Source organism: Acinetobacter sp. YH16042, from assembly GCF_013417245.1.
GTDB lineage: Bacteria > Pseudomonadota > Gammaproteobacteria > Pseudomonadales > Moraxellaceae > Acinetobacter > Acinetobacter amyesii.
This window is the reverse complement of the sequence record NZ_VPEJ01000023.1, coordinates 26,597-52,410: the sequence shown is the minus strand read 5'-3', so window position 1 is coordinate 52,410 and position 25,814 is coordinate 26,597. Positions and strand designations below refer to the sequence as shown.

Annotated in this window: 24 protein-coding genes and 2 pseudogenes; 13 read left to right on the top strand and 13 right to left on the bottom strand. The window is 39.4% G+C overall.

Features of this window, described 5'->3' with window-relative positions; translation table 11 throughout:
• Positions 1 to 111: 111 nt before the first annotated feature.
• Positions 112 to 381 (top strand): DUF2171 domain-containing protein, encoded by a 270-nt coding sequence (locus FTV37_RS13900; protein ID WP_180064137.1) that lies wholly within the window; start codon positions 112 to 114, stop codon positions 379 to 381.
• Positions 382 to 689: 308 nt separating this feature from the next.
• On the opposite strand, the pseudogene FTV37_RS13895 reads toward FTV37_RS13900, so the two are convergent.
• Positions 690 to 974 (bottom strand): annotated as a pseudogene (locus FTV37_RS13895) (NirD/YgiW/YdeI family stress tolerance protein); the annotation flags it as partial.
• A gap of 5 nt (positions 975 to 979) precedes the next feature.
• Here FTV37_RS13895 and FTV37_RS13890 point away from each other — a divergent pair.
• Positions 980 to 1,108 (top strand): annotated as a pseudogene (locus FTV37_RS13890) (GNAT family N-acetyltransferase); the annotation flags it as partial.
• Positions 1,109 to 1,380: 272 nt separating this feature from the next.
• The gene (locus FTV37_RS13885) at positions 1,381 to 2,586 is read left to right on the top strand and encodes an alpha/beta fold hydrolase (RefSeq protein ID WP_180064140.1); all 1,206 of its coding nucleotides are present in this window, start codon (positions 1,381 to 1,383) and stop codon (positions 2,584 to 2,586) included.
• A gap of 437 nt (positions 2,587 to 3,023) precedes the next feature.
• On the opposite strand, the gene FTV37_RS13880 is transcribed toward FTV37_RS13885, so the two are convergent.
• Positions 3,024 to 3,254, bottom strand: coding sequence for a hypothetical protein (locus tag FTV37_RS13880; RefSeq protein ID WP_078190858.1), 231 nt, complete (start codon positions 3,252 to 3,254; stop codon positions 3,024 to 3,026).
• Between the two features lie 236 nt (positions 3,255 to 3,490).
• Here FTV37_RS13880 and FTV37_RS13875 point away from each other — a divergent pair, with 236 nt between their 5' ends.
• Both FTV37_RS13875 and FTV37_RS13870 read left to right on the top strand, forming a co-directional pair.
• Positions 3,491 to 3,967, top strand: a complete 477-nt coding sequence (locus FTV37_RS13875; RefSeq protein WP_180064136.1) for a CinA family protein — start codon at positions 3,491 to 3,493, stop codon at positions 3,965 to 3,967.
• A gap of 78 nt (positions 3,968 to 4,045) precedes the next feature.
• Positions 4,046 to 4,663 carry an aminotransferase gene (locus FTV37_RS13870; RefSeq protein ID WP_180064135.1) on the top strand — a complete coding sequence of 206 codons (618 nt, stop codon included), beginning with the start codon at positions 4,046 to 4,048 and terminating at the stop codon, positions 4,661 to 4,663.
• Between the two features lie 65 nt (positions 4,664 to 4,728).
• Here FTV37_RS13870 and prpC read toward each other — a convergent pair whose 3' ends face one another.
• A complete protein-coding gene (prpC, locus tag FTV37_RS13865; RefSeq protein ID WP_180005560.1) occupies positions 4,729 to 5,865 on the bottom strand; it encodes a 2-methylcitrate synthase in 1,137 nt (378 codons plus the stop codon).
• A gap of 3 nt (positions 5,866 to 5,868) precedes the next feature.
• Positions 5,869 to 6,753 (bottom strand): methylisocitrate lyase, encoded by an 885-nt coding sequence (prpB, locus tag FTV37_RS13860; RefSeq protein WP_180007805.1) that lies wholly within the window; start codon positions 6,751 to 6,753, stop codon positions 5,869 to 5,871.
• A gap of 239 nt (positions 6,754 to 6,992) precedes the next feature.
• On the opposite strand from prpB, the gene FTV37_RS13855 reads away from it, so the two are divergent.
• The 3 genes from FTV37_RS13855 (at position 6,993) to FTV37_RS13845 (ending at position 9,247) form a co-directional block, all read left to right on the top strand.
• Positions 6,993 to 7,646 (top strand): TetR/AcrR family transcriptional regulator, encoded by a 654-nt coding sequence (locus FTV37_RS13855; RefSeq protein WP_180005562.1) that lies wholly within the window; start codon positions 6,993 to 6,995, stop codon positions 7,644 to 7,646.
• Between the two features lie 112 nt (positions 7,647 to 7,758).
• A complete protein-coding gene (argF, locus tag FTV37_RS13850) occupies positions 7,759 to 8,679 on the top strand; it encodes an ornithine carbamoyltransferase (protein WP_078193464.1) in 921 nt (306 codons plus the stop codon).
• A 91-nt stretch (positions 8,680 to 8,770) separates the two neighbouring features.
• Positions 8,771 to 9,247, top strand: coding sequence for a hypothetical protein (locus FTV37_RS13845; RefSeq protein WP_180064134.1), 477 nt, complete (start codon positions 8,771 to 8,773; stop codon positions 9,245 to 9,247).
• Between the two features lie 330 nt (positions 9,248 to 9,577).
• On the opposite strand, the gene FTV37_RS13840 is transcribed toward FTV37_RS13845, so the two are convergent.
• The 5 genes from FTV37_RS13840 to argC all read right to left on the bottom strand — a co-directional run bounded on the left by FTV37_RS13840 (position 9,578) and on the right by argC (position 14,605).
• Positions 9,578 to 9,931 carry a YnfA family protein gene (locus FTV37_RS13840; RefSeq protein ID WP_111883867.1) on the bottom strand — a complete coding sequence of 118 codons (354 nt, stop codon included), beginning with the start codon at positions 9,929 to 9,931 and terminating at the stop codon, positions 9,578 to 9,580.
• A gap of 77 nt (positions 9,932 to 10,008) precedes the next feature.
• Positions 10,009 to 12,285: an ATP-dependent Clp protease ATP-binding subunit ClpA gene (gene clpA / locus FTV37_RS13835; RefSeq protein ID WP_180064133.1), complete on the bottom strand. Its 2,277-nt coding sequence runs from the start codon at positions 12,283 to 12,285 to the stop codon at positions 10,009 to 10,011.
• A gap of 12 nt (positions 12,286 to 12,297) precedes the next feature.
• Complete coding sequence (gene clpS, locus FTV37_RS13830; RefSeq protein WP_180051274.1) at positions 12,298 to 12,711, bottom strand: ATP-dependent Clp protease adapter ClpS; 414 nt, start codon at positions 12,709 to 12,711, stop codon at positions 12,298 to 12,300.
• Between the two features lie 18 nt (positions 12,712 to 12,729).
• Complete coding sequence (locus FTV37_RS13825) at positions 12,730 to 13,479, bottom strand: hypothetical protein (protein ID WP_180064132.1); 750 nt, start codon at positions 13,477 to 13,479, stop codon at positions 12,730 to 12,732.
• 79 nt (positions 13,480 to 13,558) lie between these two features.
• Positions 13,559 to 14,605, bottom strand: coding sequence for an N-acetyl-gamma-glutamyl-phosphate reductase (gene argC / locus FTV37_RS13820; protein WP_180064131.1), 1,047 nt, complete (start codon positions 14,603 to 14,605; stop codon positions 13,559 to 13,561).
• Positions 14,606 to 14,822: 217 nt separating this feature from the next.
• Between argC and FTV37_RS13815 the strand changes: the two genes are divergently transcribed.
• Complete coding sequence (locus FTV37_RS13815) at positions 14,823 to 15,146, top strand: ribonuclease E inhibitor RraB (RefSeq protein ID WP_180064130.1); 324 nt, start codon at positions 14,823 to 14,825, stop codon at positions 15,144 to 15,146.
• Between the two features lie 74 nt (positions 15,147 to 15,220).
• Here the strand turns inward: FTV37_RS13815 and FTV37_RS13810 are convergent, their stop codons facing one another.
• The gene (locus tag FTV37_RS13810; protein WP_180064129.1) at positions 15,221 to 15,901 is read right to left on the bottom strand and encodes a SprT family zinc-dependent metalloprotease; all 681 of its coding nucleotides are present in this window, start codon (positions 15,899 to 15,901) and stop codon (positions 15,221 to 15,223) included.
• Positions 15,902 to 16,113: 212 nt separating this feature from the next.
• A complete protein-coding gene (gene rpiA / locus FTV37_RS13805) occupies positions 16,114 to 16,785 on the bottom strand; it encodes a ribose-5-phosphate isomerase RpiA (protein WP_180064128.1) in 672 nt (223 codons plus the stop codon).
• Positions 16,786 to 16,892: 107 nt separating this feature from the next.
• Here rpiA and ilvA point away from each other — a divergent pair, with 107 nt between their 5' ends.
• The 4 genes from ilvA (at position 16,893) to FTV37_RS13785 (ending at position 21,246) form a co-directional block, all read left to right on the top strand.
• Positions 16,893 to 18,431, top strand: a complete 1,539-nt coding sequence (gene ilvA / locus FTV37_RS13800; protein WP_180004662.1) for a threonine ammonia-lyase, biosynthetic — start codon at positions 16,893 to 16,895, stop codon at positions 18,429 to 18,431.
• 194 nt (positions 18,432 to 18,625) lie between these two features.
• Complete coding sequence (locus FTV37_RS13795; RefSeq protein WP_180064127.1) at positions 18,626 to 19,093, top strand: hypothetical protein; 468 nt, start codon at positions 18,626 to 18,628, stop codon at positions 19,091 to 19,093.
• A 104-nt stretch (positions 19,094 to 19,197) separates the two neighbouring features.
• Positions 19,198 to 19,857 (top strand): TrkA family potassium uptake protein, encoded by a 660-nt coding sequence (locus FTV37_RS13790; RefSeq protein WP_180064126.1) that lies wholly within the window; start codon positions 19,198 to 19,200, stop codon positions 19,855 to 19,857.
• Between the two features lie 51 nt (positions 19,858 to 19,908).
• The gene (locus FTV37_RS13785; protein WP_168378596.1) at positions 19,909 to 21,246 is read left to right on the top strand and encodes a TrkH family potassium uptake protein; all 1,338 of its coding nucleotides are present in this window, start codon (positions 19,909 to 19,911) and stop codon (positions 21,244 to 21,246) included.
• A 377-nt stretch (positions 21,247 to 21,623) separates the two neighbouring features.
• Here FTV37_RS13785 and FTV37_RS13780 read toward each other — a convergent pair whose 3' ends face one another.
• On the bottom strand, positions 21,624 to 22,781 hold the full coding sequence (locus FTV37_RS13780; protein WP_180007814.1) for a phospholipase A: 1,158 nt from the start codon (positions 22,779 to 22,781) through the stop codon (positions 21,624 to 21,626).
• Positions 22,782 to 22,799: 18 nt separating this feature from the next.
• Positions 22,800 to 25,739 carry an insulinase family protein gene (locus tag FTV37_RS13775; protein ID WP_180049666.1) on the bottom strand — a complete coding sequence of 980 codons (2,940 nt, stop codon included), beginning with the start codon at positions 25,737 to 25,739 and terminating at the stop codon, positions 22,800 to 22,802.
• Positions 25,740 to 25,814 lie beyond the last annotated feature (75 nt).

The window sequence follows — 25,814 nt, the reverse complement described above, 5'->3', positions numbered from 1 at the left end:
AGCAAGTAACTTGGACCAGTGTTGATCATTTAGCATTGTTCGAGGCATAGCGAGTGTAAAATTGGGTTTGGCGATTTAATTTTACTATCTCGCTATTTTTTTAATCAACAAATGTCAACAGACCCTACTATTAATGTTGAAAATATTAAAAATCATGCAGATGTTATTGCTTCTTGCGGTACTAAAGTCGGTGAAGTTGACCACTTGCAAGGTTCGGATCAAATTAAACTGACTAAACATGGTGACGGCCATCACCACTTAATTCCAGTTTCATGGGTTGGTGAAATTACAGACAATAAAATTGTACTGACTAAAGACTCTCAAGAAGTTAAAGATACTTGGTTGAAGCTTAAAAGCTCAATCCTAAAAAAACCCTCTTAGTGAGGGTTTTTTTAATGTCTTCTGAGAATTGTCATTGGAGGAAGTTAGTCTTTATCTAATGTATGAGGTGTTGTTGTCTCCTCATTTTCATCACTATCTTTTTGCTGGCAACCTACCAGCCCCAATACTAGTACCACGCTTATAATTGCTAACGCTTTCATACTTAGGCCTATATATGTGTTAAAGCTCTACACTAACAAAGCATGAAGGTTACTGTGTATTGAATTAAAAATAAGAAAGCCCTCAATTGAGAGCTTTCTTAAATAGAATGAATTTAGGTGCATCTATAAATATTTAAATCCAAAAACCTATTTTGTACGCTCAATATGAATTACATCAATATCAGTAGGTTTAATACGATGAGTATCAACCTCCCCGACTACATGCACTTGATCACCCACTTTGAGTTTAAGCGGTTTCCATAAATCATCATCAACGTCTATATTGATCGCACCTGTTGAATCACTTAACTCAAAATCATCACCTGCAATATGTTTAGTGATTTTTCCTTTTAGCGTTACACCAGATTCATCTGATAATTTTTTTGCTTGGGCAATTGTTACAACATTTTTTTCAGCTTCTTTTAATAACGCTGCTTGGTTTTAAATCATATCCTCGTTTAAGGTTACCAAACGTGCCTCAAGAATACTTTCAGGCTATCAGCTTCATCGACCATATTCCTACTGGTGAGGTTCACTATCATGAAGCCTTTAATGCAACTGAGTAAAAAATGTCTATATTTTTCCTATATTTTCATGCATAAAAGCCGCTCATTTGGGCGGCTTAGTTTTAAGGGAAATAACAAAAGGCTATATTTTCAGCATAAACATTGTGAGTAAATTCATATTTATCCACTACAATTTATCATTTTCAAATCAAAAAAATAAAATCAACTTCGAACTTTATTTTATGCATATTAGTCACTATATTAAAAATTCATAGAATAAATGAAACAACGTGAAAACTTGAAATTAACCTTTTGAAAAGAAGACGGCGCCCATAATGGAAACAAAGCATTATATTCTCAAATTGGTTGCTAGCTGTATTTGTCTAGCTTCAACATACACATCTGCATCTCCTGTACCTTCCAAGATAAATGAAGGTCAAATCGCCAATATAACAGCCCTTACACCCGGTACAATACTATCTTTACAAGTCCAAACGCATGATCTTTTTAGTAATGCAGCAGAACGATATATCATCAGTTATAGAAGCCGAGGTGTTCATTCAGAACCGATTGTTGCTTCTGGATATGTCCTATTACCTAAGGGTAAAGCCCCTAAGGGCGGCTGGCCAGTTTTGGCTTGGGCACATGGTACAACTGGTGTAGCTGATACCTGCGCTCCTTCGGGTGATTATGCAGATGGACCCGTTCACATATACCAACAAATTGCAGCCAAAGCTTTAAACGCTTGGCTTGCTCGTGGCTATGCAGTCGTTGCGCCGGATTATCAAGGTTTAGGTACACCAGGCGGCCACCCCTATATGAATGCTCAAAGTCAGTTACACACTGTCGTTGATGCAGTCCGTGCGATGCATCAATTAAAATCAGTAAAATTGAGTAAAAACTGGTATGTCATGGGCCACAGTCAAGGCGGTGCCGCGTCCCTAACCGTGGCCGCGTTTGGACAAAAGGATGCTCCTGAACTCAATTTACGCGGAGCAATTGCATTGGCACCGGGCGGCTACCAATATGAAGGGATTGCTGAATATGTCGCAAATCAGTCTAATATTGATCCGAGCGTTGCAGCATTTTTACCTATCGTCCTATTAGGTGCTGAAGCTGCAGAGCCTACACTTTCAGCAAAAGATTTTGTCAGCCCAGAAATGCAGAAAATCCTCAATCAAGCTCGCAATCGCTGCTTATCAGAACTACAAAATGAACTAAAAGTATCGCCAAAAACTGTTTTTAAACCCAATGTAGATTTAACGCCATTGACCCGTTATTTAAAAAAACAGTCGATCGAATTTATGACACCTCAGGTACCTTTACTGTTAGTACAAGGTGATCAAGATCAATTGGTAGATTATCGGGGTGTCCATGCTTATTACCAAAAAGTCTGCAAGGAAAATAAACCCATAGCCTTTCACCCAATTAAAAATGGTGACCATCGTGATTCACTCAAACAAAGCGAATATTTAATCGACAACTTTATTCACTCAATTGAGAATAAGACGTATTTAAATACCTGCCCAATAAACTAATACTTAAAATTTTATATCAATATTTTTGATAGAAAATTCATTATGTAATTTTATTTATTAAGTTTTTTATTCAAACCTAAAGATGTTGGCTGTCAGCCTAGATCAATTTGGATTAATAAAATAAAAATACACAACTAAACAAATCAAAGAAATAGTTGAAATGAATAAATAAGTACCCGTTGTATTAAAGCTTTTTAGAAATTTAAATAAATCCATTATTTCTTCCCCCCATGAAAAAATAAATAAATTATACTCAATAATATCTCGGGGATTAAATAGCCGTTGGTCGAATAGCTAGAGCTATGGATCAAGTGATCATTAAAAAATACATATCCATTTTGAATCTAGACTTATCTAAAGTTTGAATCAGGCAAATACAAAAATACAGTTCCCAACTCAATGAGAACTGTATTATTAATACTACAAATTGATCGAAATTAAACAGCAAGTACTTTCACAATAATGGTTTGCATGTCTTCATTTTCTTCAGCCAAATAAACACGCTTTAACTCTTTACTTTTCACTTTGAATTGATGATTTTGATACTGAATTACAGCCGGAATTTGATCAAAATACAGGCTATCTGCGTCTAATTCTTCTTGAAAAAGTGGCGTGCCCAATTGATAGTCTAGGCTTTTTAATACTACATATTTAACAGTCGTTTTCATTGAAATAAACCTACTTTTGTTACGCTCTTTATTTTAAGTTTTAACATCGTTTTCCTTCCGAAGAAACCTTTATTTCATATTTTCGTACAGCTTCTAAGCAATCACGCTATTTTTTTGAATTCCACAACACCCACAGTACCAACTTAGACTTTAAGTGAAATTACAGGCGAGCGGAATCAATGCTAAAATTTTAAGAATACTAATGATCATTCACCATTCTACTTTGGGGTAAGCACATGCTTAAACAGTGTTGCGATGCTTTAGAACAAAAATCCATGACCATCGCGTTTATCGAGAGTGCAAGCTCTGGTTATTTATGTAGCCAATTTTCAATTTATAAGAATAGTGGTGCAGATATCTTGTTAGGTGGTCTTGTGAGCTATGATCCATCGATCAAACGTGAAATTTTAAAAGTAGATCCTCTACTAATAGAAAAATTTACGGCCGAATCCGCAGAAGTGACTCAAGCGATGGCTGAGCAAGGACAACAACTATTTTTACATGCGGACTTTGTGGTGGCCTGCACTGGATTACTCAAACCCGGTGGCAGTGCAACCGTAGAAAAACCCGAAGGAACATTTTATATTTCAATCTTATATGATGGTCGTATCTATAATTATCATTATTTTATTTTGGGTACGGCTTTAGAACGCTTAGATCAGTTAACTGAAAATGTTGCTCACAGTGTATTAGACATCTTAAATGCAGAATAAAACATACATAATCTTCATATTTAAATATCATTTTGCATCGCATACTGTATTGAGGAATTTACTTATCAGGACAAGAAAATGCAGCTACGTCATTTCAATGCATTCGCAATTAGCACCCTAATTTCCTGCTCTGCTTTCGCGACGGTAGGCGGCCCTCAAACCATTGAGGTTTTAGGTTTTGATAAAAAAGACCAAAAAATCTATTTAATGCGTCATTTTGAAGATGGTCGTGGTCGTTTACCACAATTATATTATTATCAATTAAATAGCCAAAAACCGACGCAATTAATTACAGTGAGATCTTTATATATTAATCCCAAGACAAAACGGATTGATTACGATCAAGACAGCACCCAGTTTGATAAAGAAATCGCGAAAATAAAAAAACGTTTAGTCAAATTAACACCAGTAAATAACAATAATGCTCGAATACAGTTATTAACAACCATGAATGGCACTGCTAAATCATGGTATGACCCCACCGAAACCATTGATAAATGGACCTATCAATATCGTGTTAAAAATTCGCAGTATAAAAGTGCTGTACAAAAGGCTGAGACCTATAAAGAAGGTTTAAAAATCTCTAAAACTTATCGTGTAGTGCAAAAACCTTTTTATTTAGTGACTGTTAAATATTTAGGGATTCCATTTGAAACGGGATATAGCGTTGAAGATCCGGTTTTACTAACCAAATAGATTGTTAACACAAATAACAAATAATAAAAAAGCCTCTTTTGAGGCTTTTTTATTTCACTTTAAAATTATGCCGCAGAACGCTCTGCAATCGGCACCACTTTACGTAATTCAGGGCCCGTATAGTCCGCACTTGGGCGAATAATACGGTTATCCGCACGTTGTTCCATCACATGCGCTGCCCAGCCTGTTACACGTGACATTACAAAGATTGGCGTGAACAATTTGGTTGCAATATCCATGAAGTGATAAGCCGATGCATGGAAGAAGTCTGCATTACAGAACAATTTCTTCTCGCGCCACATCACTTCTTCACAGCGTACTGATACTGGATAAAGCACAGTATCACCGACGTCTTTTGCTAGGCGTTCAGACCAAATTTTGATGATGCCATTACGTGGATCATTGTCTTTATAGATCGCATGACCAAAGCCCATGATCTTTTCTTTACGCTCAAGTTTGCCGAGCATTTCACGTTCAGCTTCTTCTGGAGACGTCCAGTTTTCAATCATTTCCATCGCAGCTTCGTTCGCACCGCCATGTAATGGGCCACGTAGTGAACCAATTGCACCTGTGATGCATGAATGCATATCTGACAATGTTGATGCACATACACGCGCTGTGAATGTAGATGCGTTAAACTCATGCTCTGCATACAAAATCAGTGATACGTTCATCACTTGCTCGTGCAATTCATTTGGTTTTTCGCCACGCAGTAAATGTAGGAATTGAGCGCCGATTGAATCATCATCGGTGTTTTCTTCTACACGTACACCATCATGGCTGAAACGGTACCAGTAGCAAATGATCGCAGGAAGCGTTGCCAAAATACGATCTGCAACATCTTGTTGTTCATCGAATGATTTTTCAGTTTCAAGGTTACCTAACATTGAAACGCCTGTACGCATCACATCCATTGGGTGTGAGTCAGCAGGAATACGTTCTAATACTTCTTTCAATGCTTGCGGCAATTGACGCAATGATTTGAGTTTGGCTTTGTATGCTGCTAGTTGTTCTGTTGTTGGCAATTCACCAAAGAAAATCAGGTACGCAACTTCTTCAAACTGACAGTTTTCTGCCAAGTCTTGAACGTCATAACCACGATAGGTTAAGCCCGCACCACTTTTGCCTACAGTTGACAATGCAGTTTTACCAGCTACTTGTCCGCGCAGTCCTGCGCCCGTGAGTACTTTTCCTTCAGCCATTTTTTATTTTCCTTCAGTGAACAATTTATCTAATGTGTTTTCAAAAGTATGATAATCGAGGAATTGATAGAGTTCTTTTCGTTGTTGCATTTTATCCAGTACATTGACTTGTGTACCGTCATTGCGGATCGCATGCATCACTTCGAGTGCCGCTTTTTGCATTGCACGTGTTGGTGATAATGGGTAGAGCACCATTGAAATGCCTTGCTCACCTAATTCTTCTTTGGTGTAGTAAGGGGTATCACCAAACTCTGTAATGTTTGCCAGTACAGGTACACCCACAGCATCGCAGACTGTTTTATACATGGTAATGTCAGTCATTGCTTCAGCAAAGATCGCATCTGCGCCTGCTTCCACACATGCACATGCACGGTCAATTACAGCTTGTAGACCTTCTTTTTGCAATGCGTCTGTACGTGCCATCACAACAAAGTTTGAATCGGTTTTTGCATCAACAGCCGCTTTAATACGGTCAACCATTTCTTGTTGTGACACGATTTCTTTGTTCGGACGGTGACCACAACGTTTTTGTGCCACTTGGTCTTCGATATGAACCGCTGCTGCACCCGCAGCAATCATTTGTTTCACAGTACGAGCAATGTTAAATGCACCGCCCCAACCTGTATCGATATCGACAAGTAATGGCGTATCTACACGTTCAGTAATACGACGAACATCTTCCAAAACATTGTCTAAACTGGTCATGCCTAAGTCAGGTAAACCATATGAATAGTTCGCAACACCTGCACCAGATAAATATATGGCTTTATAGCCAACTTCTTTTGCCATCATTGCTGCATAGGCATTTACTGTGCCAATGATTTGTAATGGTTTTTCGATTTCCAATGCTTGTCTAAATCTTAAGCCTGCAGACGTTTGTTGTGTCATATTCCTTTCCACGGCATTTACTTTAATTTTCGAAGTTTGAGTATATCCATATTTTTTTCCAACTCTATGGCTTTGTAGAATATTAACTCTAAAACTTTAGTCAAATATTTCACTTGTCACCTATCTGTTGTTATTCTTTAGTCAAAGATCTCTTATTTATGAGCAAAGCAGAAAAGAACTGAATTTTTTGCTATAATTATCGTCAGCTCAGATCTTTTTTTGTTAAATATTATCACTTTATGCAAGATTTAATACACATTGAACCTTTAACGCATGACCAGCCACAAACGCGGCGCGGACATGAACGATGTGTTGCGCTTTTAGAAAGTGCTACGGAGCTTTTTTTAAAACGTGGTTTTGATGCGGTTTCATTAGATGACATCGTGAATCATGCTGGTGGTTCCAAAGCGTCAATCTATAAATATTTTGGTAATAAAGACGGATTATTTAAGGCTATTTGTGACTATCGTCGCTGCTTATTTTTCAAAGATATTTGCCTACCATTTACGGTGAGCCCTGACACCGATATTCGTGCTTATCTTATCAATACTTTAAGTGACTTTCATCAGCATATTGTGATGCCTGAAAATGCTGCATTTATGCGGTTAGTCTTAGAACAAACAGGACGTAATCCTGAAATAGCACGTTATATTCATGAGCAAGGCCCAAAACAAATTCAGAACACCGTTGCAGAAATTTTGTATCAAGCACATCAACACGGTTTGCTGTATTGTGAAAACCCACTGTTTTCGGCTCAATTTTATTTTGGAATTTTGCGAAATTTAGAATGGCGCGTTCTCATGGGCATCAGCATTGACGAAAATGATCAAGAAACCATCAATTATATCAGTTATTGCGTCGATCGTTTCCTAGACGGTCACCAAAAGCGCTAGATTTTTTGCAATTTACCTCTCTTATAGTATATTAATCGATTACTTTTTCTCTAACCAACCAACAACTAATTGTTGTTTTGTTCTTTGATTCAGCAATTATTGTGGAGTAACAATGGCTCTACGTCACTTTCTAACTTTACGCGATTTATCGACTTTAGAACTTAACCAAATTGTACAGCGCGGTATCGAACTCAAGCGCAAACAGCATAACAATGAAGTTTTCCAGCCTTTCGTTGGTAAAGTCATGGGCATGATTTTTGAGAAATCGAGCACCCGTACACGTGTATCGTTTGAAGCAGGAATGAGCCAATTTGGTGGTAGCGCAATTTTCCTTTCATCTCGTGACTCTCAATTAGGTCGTGGTGAGCCAGTAGAAGATTCTGCACGTGTGATTTCAAGCATGCTTGATATTGTGATGATTCGTACTTTTGGTCATGACATTGTTGAACGTTTTGCTTCTTATTCAAAAGTTCCTGTCATCAATGCATTAACAGATGATCACCACCCTTGCCAATTACTTGCCGATGTTCAAACATTCGTTGAACACCGTGGTTCTATTGAAGGTAAAACGGTTGCTTGGATTGGTGATGGCAACAATATGTGTAACTCATATATTGAAGCTGCTCATATGTGGGGCTTTAAATTAAAAATCGCTGCACCTAAGGGCTATGAACCTAAAGCTGAATTTTTATCTGAATTTGCACACTGTGTGGAACTTGTTGATTCTGCCGAAGATGCTGCGGTTAATGCAGATTTAATCGTGACAGATGTTTGGGCAAGTATGGGCCAAGAAGAAGAACAAAAAATTCGTGAAAAAGCGTTTGCTGATTATCAAGTGAATGAACGCCTGATGGATCTTGCTCACGCTGACTGCCTATTTATGCACTGCTTACCTGCGCATCGTGGCGAAGAAATTTCTGAAAATATGCTTGACCACAAAAATGCTGTGGTTTGGGATGAAGCTGAAAATCGCTTACATGCACAAAAAGCACTTGTTGAATTCTTAATTAACGAAAATCTTAAAAAAGACTAAGGTTTTACTTAGATAAATGAAGCACCTTCGGGTGCTTTTTTTGTTTTTGCATGCTTTAATAAAACCATAACTTTTATAAGTGATTAAGATTATGCGTTTAAGAAATATTTGCTTATTGGCTCTTGGATTGAGCTTATCTACTTTTAGCTTTGCTGGTGAACCAAGTGAATTAGATCAATACTTGGTGAAAAATCAGATTTTAGATAGCAATTTTAAAATTAAAAATAAAACAGGTTTAAACGAAATACTGGCTGCCATTAGTGATGAAGATTCACGCACTCTTCCCTATCAAGTTGATCAGAATATGTTGATGGAAAAAATGGAAGTTTCAGCAGATAAAATAGAAATCGAAGGAATTATCACCACACCTGACTTTACACAATTTGCAGAATCGGTCGGCCAACAGCAAGTCAAGCAACTGATCAAAAAGAATTCTCTACAAAATTGTGAATTGCTATTTGAGCATCAATTTCAACGTGTAAATCCATATGTGTTAGAAATGGACTTATCTTCACCTCAACAGAAATACGAAATCAAAATCCACAACGCTGAATGCAAATTTAAATAAACATCTGATGTTACGCACGCCAAAGTAATTTCGTATTTTAAAATGATTTTTAAGTTCATTCGACGGAGTCTTACATCTAGGGTTTGAATGAATGGATTGGCCTTCGGCTGGAGGTACTTTTGTTTCGACAAAAGTACCCAAAACCATTGCCATCCGCAAAACTCGTTCACTAGCACCTACTTATTCAAGGTATCGCAAAAACATTTTTGATTAAAAGTAGTCCTGTCTCAAACAATTGCGGATGACCTTTCCGCGTATTGTTCTTTTTATTTGAATCAGATTGCGCTTCTGATTTCTTACAGTTCTTGGTTTAACTTCTGCAATGTTTACTTAACGAATTAAACCTTGAGGCTGTAATACAATCACAGCTGCGCCCACCAACACAATGACGCCACCTAGCATATCCCAACGTGTTAGAACTACGTGATCGACAAAACGCAACCACAGCAATGCAGAGAAAATGTAGATTCCGCCATAGGCTGCATAGATACGACCCGAAGCTGCTGGATGCAACGTCAATAACCAAACAAATGCAGCCAATGCAAGCGCTGTTGGAATCCATAACCACTGCGATTTTTGCTGATTTAAAATCAAATATGGGAAGTAACAGCCTAAAATTTCCATCAGTGCTGTCAGTGCAAATAAACCAAATGTGGTCAGCACTTTTGTTAATGGTATGTCCATCATTGAGAAACCCAAATCTAGCGTCGAATAAATATAAAAAACCCGTGCAAGCACGGGTTTTTCGTTAATTAAATTACTTAAGCAGGTTCAGCGGTTTGGTCTTCAAACACTTCGAGTTTTAAGCCCACAGCTTTGCCATTTTCTTTCTTCACTGAAACACCAACATTACCGCCATGTTCCGCAAGCTCGCCAAACAAAATCATTTCAGCAAGCGGTTTCTTCAAATGCTCTTGAATTAAACGCTGCATTGGACGAGCGCCCATCAAGCGATCGTATCCTTGCTCTGCCATCCATTCGCGTGCATCTTGGTCAACCTCAAGAACCACTTTTTTGTCATCTAACTGTGCCTGAAGCTCTGTTAAAAACTTATCAACCACACTTTCAATGACAGTTGTTGGCAATGCTTTAAATTGAATAACACCATCTAAGCGGTTACGGAACTCCGGAGAGAAGGCTTTTTTCATCGCGTCTTGGTTATCATTACTGTTATCTTGATCCATGAAACCAATGCTCACACGTGAAATTGATTCTGCACCAATATTGGTAGTCAGCACTAACACGACGTTACGGAAGTCAGACTTACGACCATTGTTATCCGTTAATGAACCATGATCCATAATTTGTAATAACAAATTAAAGACATCTGGATGCGCTTTCTCAATTTCGTCTAGTAAAAGTACGCAATGCGGATTTTTATGAATCGCGTCGGTCAACAAACCACCTTGATCAAAACCTACATAACCCGGAGGCGCACCAATTAAACGAGATACGGCATGACGTTCCATGTATTCCGACATATCGAAACGTACAAGTTCAACACCTAACAATTTCGCCAATTGCTTAGTGACTTCAGTTTTACCCACACCTGTAGGACCCGCAAAGACAAAATTACCCACTGGCTTATCTGGTGCTTTTAGACCTGCACGAGATAATTTAATCGCAGATGCAAGCGCTTCAATCGCTTCATCCTGACCGAACACCACACGTTTCAGATCACGCTCAAGATTTTCAAGGACGCTCTTGTCATCTTTAGACACAGTTTTCGGTGGAATACGGGCAATTTTCGAAACGATATCTTCAATGTTTTCAACTGAAATGACCGTATCATCTTGCTCAGCTTTTAAACGACGCTGCGCACCAGCTTCATCAATCACATCAATGGCTTTATCAGGCAAGAAACGATCATTGATAAATTTTGCAGATAGTTCTACCGCAGAAACCAACGCTTGATCTTCGTATTTCACATGATGGAATTCTTCAAATTTGCCTTTTAAGCCACGCAGAATATCAACCGTTTCTGAAATAGATGGTTCATTGACATCAATTTTTTGGAAACGACGAGATAATGCATGATCTTTTTCAAAAACTTGACGATATTCTTGGAAAGTCGTTGAACCGATACAACGTAAAGTACCATTCGCCAAAGCTGGCTTGATGAGGTTCGATGCATCCATCGTGCTGCCCATACTTGAGCCTGCACCGATGATCATGTGAATTTCATCAATAAATAAAATAGCTTCAGGCTTTTTCTTCAAGGCATTTAGCAGTTGTTTTAAACGCTTTTCAAAATCACCACGGTATTTAGTTCCTGCAACTAAAGCACCAATGTCTAAACTAAATACTTCTGCATTTTCAAGCGGTTTAGGTGCTTTGCCATTTACAATGAGCCAAGCCAAACCTTCAGCAATCGAAGTTTTACCCACACCCGGATCACCCACCAAAAGTGGGTTGTTTTTACGGCGACGGCATAGAATTTGAGCTGTACGTTCAATCTCTTTTTCACGACCAATCAGTGGATCTGTTTTGCCTTTTTGAGCTTCAACATTGAGATTGGTCGTATATAGTTCTAATGGGCCAGAATTTGAAGACGTGGTGCTTTCACCATCGAGCTCTTCGATTTCTTCTTCGGCTTGGACTTCATCTTTACGTGTGCCATGAGACAAATACTGCGTTAATGTCAAACGGTTGATTTGATGGCGTTTAAGTAAATACACCGCAAATGAATCACGCTCTGAATACATCGCAACTAAAATGTCTGCACCTTCTACAGTGCGGTCATTACCACTCGATTGCACATGGAAAATTGCACGCTGCAAAATACGATCAAAACTTTCTGTAGGATGTGGCGCTTGATCGCTATTTTCGCCAAGCTTAGGGGTATGTTGTTCTACGTATTCTTCAAGTTCTTTGCGAAGAACAATAATGTCTGCGCCACATGCTTTCAATGCATTAACAGCGGAATCATTATCCAGTAAAGCCAATAATAAATGTTCTACCGTCAAAAATTCATGTCTCTTTTGACGAGCCATGCTGACAGCCAAACGTAGTGATACTTCTAATTGACGACTGAGCATGTAATCCCCTTATTAATCTTTTGGCTCAATCTGACAAAGTAATGGATGACTTTGCGACCGAGCGTAATTATTGACCTGATTTGCTTTAGTCTCTGCGATGTCTCGCGGATAAACCCCTGCAACACCCTTTCCTTCATAATGTACAGTTAGCATTACTTGAGTGGCTTGGTCAAGATTCAAAGCAAAGTATTGTTGTAAAATTTCAATTACAAAGTCCATTGGAGTGTAATCATCGTTCATTAAAACGACAGCATACATAGGAGGACGCTTTAACTCAGGTGGCGCAGTCAATACTTGAATGTCTGAATCACCATCATCCTGCATACCTTGGCTGAGAGTCGGGTTTAGATGCCAGTCCACTAAACCAGATTGGTAAAATGAATTTTTAATGTCAGATAAACACGTTTGACGCTTATTGGTTCGCATAGGATTTAGGTTTCACACTTAGTTTGCACTTGCTTCAGTTTGAGGAATTTCTGAAAGGAAGGCAGATTGATTTTCAACAGGCTGACCTTTCGACCAGCTAAAACGGCGAATAACGGGTTTAGAACCGCTTAAACGCACTTCAATAAAGTCTGGACTAAAGCCTTTTGGCATGGTCCAACGTCCAGTGAGTCGCTCACTTTCGCTAAAGTTAAAGTTTTTGTCTTCTAAAGGCACTACAAGTACTTCTGTACCCTTAATTAAACGCAGCTCAACACTTCCAGACACATTACTTTTTGACGGACTTACTTGAACGAGATCAAGTTGGTATTCATACGCATTTTCAGGTAACGGTTTAATCGCTAAATGTTGTACTGCAAGCGGCATACCACCACGTTGACGCAATACTTCACGATACAAAACACCCAAATTACCGGTTAATTCTTGATCATTACGTGCTTTTTTAACAGCCAAATATAAATCATTTGAATTACTTACAGCGACATCACGCTCTTGAATTGCCGCATTTAAACTTTTATTCAGGCCTGCTAATTCAGTTTTTTGCTTTTGCACCACATCAACAAGTTGCTCTGCATCTGCATCATAACCGACCACAGTTAAGCCCTGACGATGACCGATACTATATCCGAGCAAACCGCTGCTCAATGCAAGTACAACTGCACCAATCGCCAGTGGCATATTCGTCTTCATAAAAGGCGTTTTTTCACTGTTTTCAGGTTCTGACTTGAAATTAGATTCTGTATTCGACATCGTCATCTCTTATTTTTAGTTCACTCAAGGCACACATTTAAATCCAGTTTTAAATGTGTGTGAAGTTTTAAATCGTTTCTTATGGTAATAAACCAATGCCTTGAAGTCCTGCATTTTCAGCAAAACTAAACATCAAGTTCATATTTTGTACGGCTTGACCTGCAGCACCTTTCACCAAGTTGTCTTGAGCCACCAAAATCACTAATTTTTTCGGTTGAGGTTTGCAAATCGCAATACGTAATTGGTTCGCACCACGCACAGTACGTGTTTCAGGTGAGCTACCTGCAGGCATCACATCTACAAACTGCTCATTGGCATAGAACTGTTCATATATGCTTTGTAAATCCGCAGAAGCACCTGCGTCAGTCAAATCAATGTAGATTGTGCTGAGCATGCCACGAATCATTGGCACCAAATGAGGTACAAATAAAATTTCGTTAAATACACCTTTTTGACCTGAAATATTTTCGAGTGCTTCTACAATTTCAGGGTGATGACGATGACCCGCTACACCGTATGCTTTAAAGTTATCTGCATTTTCAGAATAGATCATGCCAAGGCTTGCTTTACGACCTGCACCTGAAACCCCAGATTTTGCATCAATAATAATACTTTCAGGTTTCACTAATCCTTCAGCCTTGAGCACAGGTGCTAAACCCAATTGCACTGTAGTTGGATAGCAACCTGGGTTACCAATCACTGAAGCTTGTTGAATTTTTTCACGGTTTAATTCAGACAAACCGTAAACTGAATCTTTTAATAATTCTGGGCAAGCATGGTCGAGGCCATACCATTTCTCAAATTGAGCTAAGTCTTGCAAGCGGAAGTCAGCAGCAAGGTCAATCACTTTAGTATTTGCAGCAACTAACTCTTCTGCGTGTTTCATTGCAACACCGTGCGGCGTCGCAAAGAATACAACGTCACATTGTTTTAGTTCTTCAATATTTAGATCTGAATAGCAAAGGTCTGTATGTGCACGCAAGCTTGGGAACATATCATCCACACGGCGGCCATTTTCAGTACGCGAAGTTAAAACTTTCACTTCTGCATTTGGGTGTCGCAGTAAAATACGCAGTAATTCAACACCTGTGTAACCTGTACCGCCGACAATACCTACTGAAATCACGCTCTTTACCTCTATTCAAAGTATCCATTTGATGACTGCGTAGTATGACAGGAAGTTGAGGATTTCTGAACTGTTTTGCTTGGGTTTAGCTGTTTTTTTAACGTCTTAGAGCATCAGCGCTTTTAATTCTAAAATTATCTGCCACTGGTCTTTAATCATTTGATTTCTTGCATTGATTTGCTATTTTTCATCACAAATAACAAAAAAGATCCCCCTTATGCAAAACGAAATTGATGAAACTTCAACACTTAATGCGCTTAATAGAATGTCTGATGCAGGACTTGATTTAACCCAGCCTCGTCTGTTTGATTTTCTACTTTGGCTGCCTACTCAAGGGGCAGCAATTCAAATCTCACAAGAAATTTTTAATATGGGCTTTAAAGCATCGATATATCAAGATGATGAAGATAGGAGTTGGACATGTGAATGTTCCAAAGTCATTGTTCCATCTTTTGAAAATGTAATAGAAATTGAAAGAAAACTGCATTTTTTGGCGCAAAGTTATGACGGCTATAGTGATGGCTTTGGAACAATGGGTTAAGTTTGTTTATATTTTAAATAAATGATATACTTAGGCTATTTCATCTAAATGTAATTAAACATCTTAATTTGAGGTTAGGAAACACTCCACCACCATGGCATCGGTGTACTTTTTAAAGTTTTCCGATGCTTTTTATAGTTTGCATCATGCTTTTCCACCTCCACCCAAAAATTCAGACTATGATCAAAATGCTTGGTATGCGCCAACTCGTGTACAGCCACATAACGCGTGATTCCCAGTGGGAACAACACCAATCCGCTATTCAGCATAATGTCATGCTTGGCAGAACAGCTCCCCCAGCGAGTTTTGGGCTGACGAATTGAGCAATCACCATATTTCAAGCCTGTTTCACTGCTCACTTGCTTTAAATAAATTGGTAAATACTCTTTGGCATAAGCAATCACAAAGCTTTTTAAATATTGCTCAGGCTGCCGATCACTGATAAATAGCTGATGATTTTCTTCATCTAAGATAAATGAAAGTTTTTGAACTTTATAAACAATGCTTAGAGGCTGTTCTAAATTGAATAGTTTTAATTCTACTGGTAGCGTTTTATCAATCTGCCCTGTTTTTTCCTGCTGCTTCTGCCATGTCTCAATCATCCATTGTTCTGATTGTTTCAGAAAATCTTGAACTTGGCGCTGTGTACAAAACTGGGGAACCGTTAATTTGATTTGAGTTGGTTCTACACGGAGTCTTAGGCGTGTGGCACGTAATTTCCGAGTGATTTGAATTTCAGGAAGGTTTGGTGTCATTTATTCTTTTTAAAAGCTTATTAATAATGCATAAAATTGAATTTTAAATATTTTCAAAAATATATTAGGAGTCCCTTCTCCCTTAGGGAGAAGGTTAGGATGAGGGGACTTTTAAATTGACCTCTCCCTAACCCTCTCCTCAAAGGAGAGGGAACTTCCATTAGAAATTTAATATAAATCGAAACTCAATTTACAATTAAATTTTCTATAGATTAAACCGCAGTACGCTCTTCAATACCATTATCAGTTGCTACAACAGCAATATCTGCTTTGTTCAAAGCAAAAATGCCGTTACACACTACACCCGGAATGTCATTCAATGTCTTTTCAAGCTCTAATGCATTTAAGATATTTAAGTTGTGTACGTCTAAAATTACATTACCGTTATCTGTTACTACGCCTTCACGGTATACAGGGTCGCCGCCTAAAGAAACGATTTTACGTGCCACAGCAGAACGTGCCATTGGAATCACTTCTATAGGAAGCGGAAATTCACGTGCTAACTGATCAACCCATTTAGAATCATCTACGATACATACGAATTTTTTTGCAATTGAAGCAACGATTTTTTCACGAGTCAACGCAGCACCGCCGCCTTTAATCATGTGCATATGACGGTCGATTTCATCAGCGCCATCTACATAGGCATCTAAACCGCCAACGTGGTTCATATCAACCACTTCAATGCCTAATTTTTTCAAACGTTGTGCAGTTGCTTCAGAACTCGCAACCGCAGCTTCGAGTTGAAGCTCTGGCAATAATTCGATGAGGAAGTTCACAGTACTTCCTGTACCAACACCCAAAATACCGCCCTTTGGCAAATGCTTTAACGCAGCTTTTGCAGCAGCTTGTTTCTTTTCATCTTGGGTTGCATACAGACTCATAACTTGGCTCAACTATTTTTTGACATTAGACGCTGATTTTTCAGCCCAAATGTACAGGGGTTTGTTACAATAAACCCCTATTTTAAACTGTTAGATGGAAAATTAACATGCTGTCTCGTTTGGTTCGACAAATATTACAGGCAACGGTCTATGACGTTGCAATCGAAACCCCACTCGAAGCAGCGCCACGAATTAGTGAAAAACTAAACAATAACATTCGCTTTAAACGCGAAGATTTACAACCTGTCTTTTCTTTCAAGCTACGCGGTGCCTACAACCGTATTAGTCAATTACCGAAATCTCAGTTGGAACGTGGCGTTATTACTGCTTCTGCAGGTAACCATGCTCAAGGCGTGGCGTTATCTGGTAAAAAGTTAGGTATTCGCGCCATTATTGTTATGCCTAAAACCACACCAGACATTAAAGTACAAGCGGTTAAACGCTTAGGCGGTGAAGTGGTTCTGCATGGTGATTCTTTTGACGTAGCCAATAAATATGCAATCCAATGTGCAAAAGATGAAGGTATGACCTTTATTCCACCTTATGACGACGAACTCGTTATGGCCGGTCAAGGAACCATTGCCAACGAAATTTTGCGTCAATGGCGCGATGTTGACTACGTATTCGTTGCTGTAGGCGGTGGCGGTCTCATTGCCGGTGTAGCCGCTTATTTAGGCGATGTGGCACCGCATGTTAAAGTCATTCCAGTTGAATATGACGAATCTGCATGTTTAAAAGCAGCCTTTGAAGCCAATGAACGTGTCATTCTTCCATCTGTAGGTTTATTTGCCGACGGTACAGCAGTTGCACAAATTGGTGAAAAACCATTTGAAGTGATTCAGCTACAAAAATCAGATAACTCAGGCCCAATTGTTGAGCGTGAAGTTGTACTGGTAAATACCGATGAAATCTGTGCAGCGATTAAAGATACCTTTGATGAATGCCGCAGCATTGTAGAACCGTCAGGTGCAATGGCGCTTGCAGGTATTAAGAAGTATGTTGCTGAGCATGGTCTAGAAGGCAAAAATATGGTGTCAATTGTATGCGGCGCCAATATGAACTTTGACCGTCTGCGCTACATTGCAGAACGTACCGAACTGGGTGAACGTAAAGAAGCGATCTTTGCTGTGACCATTCCAGAAGAAAAAGGTTCTTTCCTTAAATTCTGCCGTGCACTACAAGGCCGTAACATCACTGAGTTTAACTACCGCGCAAGCTACTCAAGTGCCGCTCAAGTGTTTGTGGGTATTAGTCTCAAAAATGGCGAAAAAGAACGTCAGGAAATTTTTGAAACTTTGAAATTCCAATACGATGTAGACGATCTTTCAGATGATGAAGTGGCTAAACTCCATATCCGTTATTTAATTGGCGGACATGCAGACATTGAAAATGAACGCCTATTCCGCGTGGAATTCCCAGAACGTCCGGGCGCACTACTGACTTTCTTAGAACGTCTAGGCCCAACGCATAACATCACCCTATTCCACTACCGTAACCACGGTGCTGCTGAAGGTCGTGTATTGGTGGGTATGGAAGCAACGGATGCGAAACAAAACCCAGATGGTTTAATTGAAACATTGGAAAATATTACCTATCCATATGTTGAGATTACCAATAACCTCGGTTATCAACGTTTCTTGAAATAAATAAGACTTTTATTCTAAAGCTGGGATCTAGGTTCCAGCTTTTTTATTTGCATCAATTCTTTTCTGCATCAAAATAAATATATTCATCAATTTAATTCATCAACGCTGTCATTGTTGTTAAATTCACCACACCCTATAATCCATTGAAAATAAAACAAAATGGATTTTTAAAATTGAATATTTATGCCTTATTTATGATCGCTATTGTAGGTTTAGGTGGATATTTTTATGCATATCCGGCTTATCAACTTAAGCAAGAGGAAGATAAGATTCGTCAAAGTATGAAACAAATTCCAAATCAGTCCCGTACGCAAAATCTAGAAAATATTTACGGCTATACCGCGCAAGCTGAAATGTTGAATCAATATCCAAATTACATTGTATATATTCGCTTTGATGAGCTAAGTGATCAAACCGCTCCCGAATCTGTTCAAGCCATTATCCGTGAATTTTCATGCGATGGCTTAAACCGTTTAAAGAACAATTCCGAGCTCGTTCGTAAAGCTACCCTAAATGTCATTAAAGAAGATCAGCATCAATTTCAATATATTCTAAAAAACAAACTAGGCTATGAAATTTTTAAATATCAACAAGTTATGGATAATTGCCCCAATATTGCTGAACTTTATGCCTATCAAAACACTGAAGAAATTAAAAATTAGAGCTTTTCGGTTTAGATGGATTATGTAAATTTTCATAGCCGCTCTAGGCTGAACAAGCTAACATCAACATATTCAATAACTTTAGAATAATTTAGGAATACGGCATGGCTCAATTCGCTGTGATTGGCTTAGGAAGTTTTGGCGCAACTGTAGCCACTGAACTCATGGGTTTAAAACACGATGTCATTGGAATCGATAGCAACAAAAAGTATGTTGAAAGTATTTCGGACCAACTGACCCATGCAGTGATTGCTGATGCAACAGATGAGCACGTTTTACAGGAACTCAATATTCAAAACTGTGAAGCCGTCGTTGTTGCGATTGGAGAAGATATTGAAGCCAGCATCTTGTGTGTGCTCCATCTTAAAAACATGGGGATCAACAAAATTTGGGCCAAAGCCAAGTCCAAAGCGCATCACATGATTTTAACCCATTTAGGCATCAGCAAAATCATCCATCCTGAAGAAGATATGGGTGTCCGTGTTGCCCAGTCACTGAGTTATCCAATGGTGAGCCGCTACATGGTGCTCGAAGATGATCATTATTTGGTGAAAGTTGAAATTAAAGAATCACAACAAGGCACGCGTCTAAATCAAATTATGGATCATGTCCCTGAAGTGAAGACGATTCTGCATAAACGTGGCACCGAGCTTCAATATAGTTTAGATCCGAACCTGATTTTACAAACAGGCGATATTTTAGTGGTTGAAGGTTTACTCGAACATTTACGTCGACTGGCTAAACACTTTAAAGCAACTTTGTAATCAGCGTCGAGCTGCTTTTGCACATAATCACGCAAGATGACAGTAAAAAACATGAAACTGCACAATAAACAGCGTAATACCATTAATCTCAGCCCACCCAGTATTTTGGCATTGGGTTTTCTTGGGCTAATTATCATTGGCACCTTGCTGTTAAAGCTCCCATATTCACATCATGGCGATTTAAGTTGGATCAATGCCCTCTTTACAGCGACCTCTGCCGTAACCATTACAGGACTTTCAGTTGTAAATGTCGGCGAAGCCTATACGGTGTTTGGTAAAGTCGTGATTATGGGTTTACTACAATGCGGTGGTCTCGGTTTTATGACCTTTGCGATATTGGCCGCTATGAGTTTGTCCCCTAAAATTGGGCTAAAACAACAGATTATGGCTCAAGAAACCATTGGACAAACCAGTCTTGCCAAAGTGACCATGACTATTAAAGGCGTACTGCTTTATTCGCTATTTTTTGAAATGGTGGGAACGGTTATTTTGACCATCGCTTGGATGCAAGAATACAATTTTAACCAGGCCCTGTTTTATGCTGCCTTTTATAGTGTTTCAGCATTTAATAATGGTGGATTTTCATTATTTCCCAATAGTTTAATGAGCTTCGCTGACCGTTATTTCATTACGTTTACCATCAGTATGCTTTACATTATTGGGGGTATCGGCTTTTTGGTACTGATGGACATTAAGCGCAATAAAAGTTGGAAAAAACTCAGTACCAATAGCAAGCTGATTTTATCGACTATTGCGGGTTTAAATGTCTTTGCCTTCATCACCATTTGGTTATTAGAAGCCAATAATGCTGCTACCTTAGCTACGATGTCACTTGGTGACCAAGCCCTCAACGCGTGGTTCCATGCAACGGTTCCGCGCTCTTCGGGTTTTAACAGCTTACCTATGGAAAGCATGAGCGATGCATCATCACTCGTCACGATGTTACTGATGTTTATTGGAGGTGGTTCTCTCAGTACAGCTGGTGGCATCAAAGTCGGGACGTTTATTATTGTTGTACTCAGTGTGGTCAGTTTTTTAAGACGTGAAGATGAACTGCGTGTGTTTAACCACTCTGTTTCAGAAAAAACCACCTTTAAAGCATTAGCGGTAATTTTCATTACAGTAACGTTGATTTTCATTGGCTTTTTCAGTCTATTGCTTCTCGAACCTGATAAACGCTTTTTAGATTTGTTGTTCGAAGCGGTATCCGCTGCTTGCACCGTTGGTCTATCTCGTGGCATCACCAGCGACTTACAACCCGCCAGTTTAGTTGCCCTGATGTTATTAATGTTCGCAGGTCGACTTGGCCCCTTAACACTGGCCTATCTGATTGCCACACCGAAGAAGAGTCGGTTAAAACACCCACCTTCTGAGATTCAGATTGGTTGATTTGTACATTGTCTCACAGTTATAAAAAAACCACGCCATAGCATGGTTTTTTTATTTACTGATGTTACATAGTAACATCAGTAGCGTAATTTGATTCAAATGAAAGAACGATACGCGGTAAGGTCATCCGCAAGTGTTTGAGACAGGATGACTTCTAATCAAAAATGTTTTTGCGATACTTTAAGTAAATAGACGCTAGAGAGCGAGTTTTGCGGATGACAATGGTTTTGGGTACTTTTGCCTAAACAAAAGTACCTCCAGCCGAAGGCTAATCCCTTTATTCAATCCCTAGATATAAGACTCCGTCGATTAGACTTAAAAGCATCTTAAAAATGCGAAATTACTTTTACGTCCGTAAATTAATTATTGAGCAATCATTAAAACCAATTCATTAATGACACACCGACACCGACATAGGTTGCCCGATGGTTATAGTCAATCAGGCTTTCACCATAGCCATCAAACAATTGAACTGTGCCGCGCAATTTACCATTGATTGGGAAAGTCCAATCAAACTGCACAGCACCATGTGAATCATCACCACCTTTCAATGAATGACGTAACATCAAACTAAAGTCATGATCTTTATGACGATAAAATGCTGTTAAATCCCCACGTCCCACATAATCGGTAATATCTGGGTTGTTATCATCTTTGGTATCTTCTTCGAAACGATACCAAGGACGTAACATCAGTGCAAAATTGTCACGTTCAAATCCTAGATTTAACATAACACGGTTCCAACTCCGCGATAAGGGATCAGAACGCCCATTAGACTGATGGTTAAAAGTTAAGCCCAGCATACGCCAGTTCAAACCCAAGAGTTCATAGTTGGTACGAAAAACCAGACTGGCTTCAGGCTCATAGTTGGTTTCACGGAATGGTCGAGATTCATCTTCGTTGTAGACTTGCCAACGAGAAGACTGGGTATAGCCCAACCAGATATCACCATTATCACCAAATAAGTTTTCAACAGCTTTGGTTTTTAATGACAATTGGAACTTGGCTTCCATCGATTTCAGGTTTTGTTCCTGATCGGCTTGTACCGTGTTGTTTTCATTCGGGCTTGATGGACGTTCATTTTTATCTGAAGTCCAGTATCCCGGCATTAAATACACAGGTTGATAGCCACGAATATTCCACGTCCCTAATTTACTTTCTGGAGAAAGCTCCCAACGACTATCCAATAATGAAAGGTTTGGATTAAGGTTCGGTGCTTCTACAGCGAATAAACGGTCCGTAAACGCATGACTGACTTTTTCTTTGAATGTCAACTTTTCAGTCGGTTCAGGTTTAATTTCTTGTGCGGCTTGACGCTCAGAAACCAACATTTCTTTTTCAGCAGGTTGCACTTTAAACAAAGCGTCATAACACGATAATCGCTCTGCATTTGACTCAAGTGCCACACATGCTTCAGCGGTAGCTGGTTTAACAGCCACTTCCGCATTTTGTGCATTTACAGTACTGACATACATTGAACTGAGCGCAATGAGGCTCAGTTGCAATGTCGTACGCTCAAGAGATTTGAACGCCATAAAAACCCCTTTTTTGTTTTAATTCACTTGTTTTATTTCGAAACCAAGCTCAACCAAAGCCTCTCGCTTCGCCACCGGTGCAACCACAGCTTTTGTCGGTTGTTGTTCAACCAAGTACGCCACAGCAACACGTTTTAGATCATCCAAAGTCACATTCAACAGACGTTCACGTAACATTTGACGGAAAGCTGGCGTGCGTTTATGCAATAAAGCATAACAAGCTGTAATGGCTTCACCCGCTGGTGAACCCGGTTTATCCATGCTGGCAATTAGACCCAAAATCGCTTCTTCTAGCTGATGCGGTTGTTGTTCAGCATTCAGTAGCCACTGCACACTTGCGTCAAAATCTTTAAACGTTTCAGCTAAACGTGGGTCACGATAGCTATAGAAACGGAATGAACATGCATTACCGTCATAGCTTGCACCACCACCATAAGCACCACCTTTTTCACGAATCGCGCTATGCAAGAAGCCATTACGTAAATAAGCCGCCAAAATCATTAAAGGTGCTGCATCTGGATGTGACACTTCCACCGCAGGATATGCTGAAGCGCAGAACTGAACATTGGCTTGAATGAGCCAAGCTTCGTCATTGTTGCTATCTGCAAAATTCACTTGAGTTAAATCATGTGGGTTATCGTCAATCGCCACTTTATCCCAAATGGTTTGAACTTCTTCAACCAATCGGTCTGAATGATGCTCCTCACACACCACCAAGAATTGTTTTGGTGCTTTAAGCAAACGGTTGTGAATTAACTTAAGCTCATCAATCAAGGCATTATAAGCCGTGTCGTCTTGCTCAATTTTGCTGACAAGTTCTGACAGCCAGTTCAGCGCGCCTAGGCCTGTATTATGATAATCACGTAGCGCCAATGCACTATGTTGACGACCTGCAATTTGCATTGCATAACTATGACCAGAACCAGATACACGTGACTGCCAACGTGCTTTACGTTGTTGCAATAACTCTACGATACGATTTTTTTCATCAAAACGTAGCTGTTCAAAAGCCAATTTCAATAAGCGAATGGCTTCAAGATTATTCACCAATGATTTAGTGGTCAACGTTAGCCAAGCACTAATTTGACCTTTATCATCCACTTTTGAACGCAGCGATGCCCCCATACCTAAACCGCCACTCACAGCTGTTTGCAACTGTTGTAGCTCTAAGTAATCGTATTCACCTGCACCAACTTCACCCATCAAAATCGATAAGAGATTGAAATACGGCGATTGCACCACTTCATCAGGAATCTGAATCAAAACTTGTTGGTAGTAAAGACCATTGGTGCCTGCGTGGTAAAGATTTAACGGCGTATCCAAGCCATTACTGATAATTTCGCGTAATTGACCTTGTACAATCTGTAATTGTGCAGGAACGTCTTCTAAACCTACTTTAGGCAATAGGTTCAAATCATCTGGGGTATCTTGACGAATGTTCAGTGCTTCAGTCTGCGCAATAATCTCTGCTTTTTGCGCTTCAGTTAAGTTCGCATCAATTTCTTTTAAACGTGCTTTTTCTGCTGCCGCTTCCAACGCATTTTTTTCAGCATCTGGAACCAAAGTTAATTGCACACGATGTTGATTATCAAGCAAGTAAGTTTTGATTAAGTTAGATAACCACATTGGGTCTTTCAACTCTTCCTTCACTTGTTCAATGGCCGTATCCACATCCCAAACATCCACAGGGTCTGAATGGTGAATCGCACTGCTTAAACCATTCAGAATTAAGCTTAGGCCATATGGTGTACCATCACCATTGATTTCACGCTGATGCAATTCAATTTGATGCAAAATCGCCTCAACTAAAGCCGGGTCAACAGGCTTAGCCGCAACGTCTTCTAATACTTTAAACACGCCATTTTTAAATTGTTCTGCATGCTCAGGGTTTGAACCTTGAATTGCACAGTAGAACGTCATTTCATAGTTTGAGTCATCTACGCCCATGAATGGACCAGTAGACTGTGCATAACCACAGGTTTCTAAGTAATGACGTAATGGCGAAGCAGAATCTTCAAGCAATACCCCCTCAACCAAACGCATACCTAAACGTAATTTAATATTACTTGCTTCAGGCAATAACCAAGAAAGCACATGATAGGTTTTGTCTTTGAGGTCTTCAGCATCAACTGCATACGTTTCAGTTACAGTTACAGGCGCAGTTAAACGACGTTCAGGTTTTGAATACAGCGTTTGACCTTTTTCAAATTTAGACAAAGCAAGCGTTTCAAACTGTTCTTGTAAATTATATGCAGGCTCATTACCAAAGGTCATGAACACCGCATTACTTGGGTGATAATGTGATTTGTAGAAACTTACTAACTCTTCATAGCTTAAGTCAGGAATGTCTTTCGGATCACCGCCTGAGTTGTAATGATAAGTTGTTTCTGGGAATAAATGATGGGCAAGTTGGTGATACAACTGATCTGAAGGTGAACTCATTGCACCTTTCATTTCATTAAATACCACGCCTTTATATACAGCTTCGCCATTTTCTAGCTCAATACGAATCCCTTCTTGCGCAAAATCAAGCGGGTTCAAATTCGCAGCAAAAGCAGCATCCATATAAACTTCTAACAAGTTTTGGAAATCTTTTTTGTTTTGCGTTGCAAATGGATATGCCGTCCAATCCGCTGCGGTAAACGCGTTCATAAACGTATTGAGTGAACGACGAATCATTAAAAAGAATGGGTCACGTACAGGGAACTTTTCTGAGCCACACAGTGCTGTATGCTCAAGAATATGCGCCTCACCTTTTGAATCCATCGGCTGCGTACGGAAGGCAACTAAAAATACGTTTTCGTCATGGTTTGTGGCTAAGTGATAATGCACTGCGCCAGTCACTTTGTGTTTATATTCAGACACTAAAATGTCTAAAGCTTCAACATGATGTTGACGAATCAACTGAAACGCGGGATGTACAGTTTGAGAAATGGTTTCAGTGACATCTACAGTCATGTGTGCTCCTAATCTATTCATTTAAATTAGGCAAAGTATACCTTAAAAAATCACAACTAGATTCACCGAAACGAC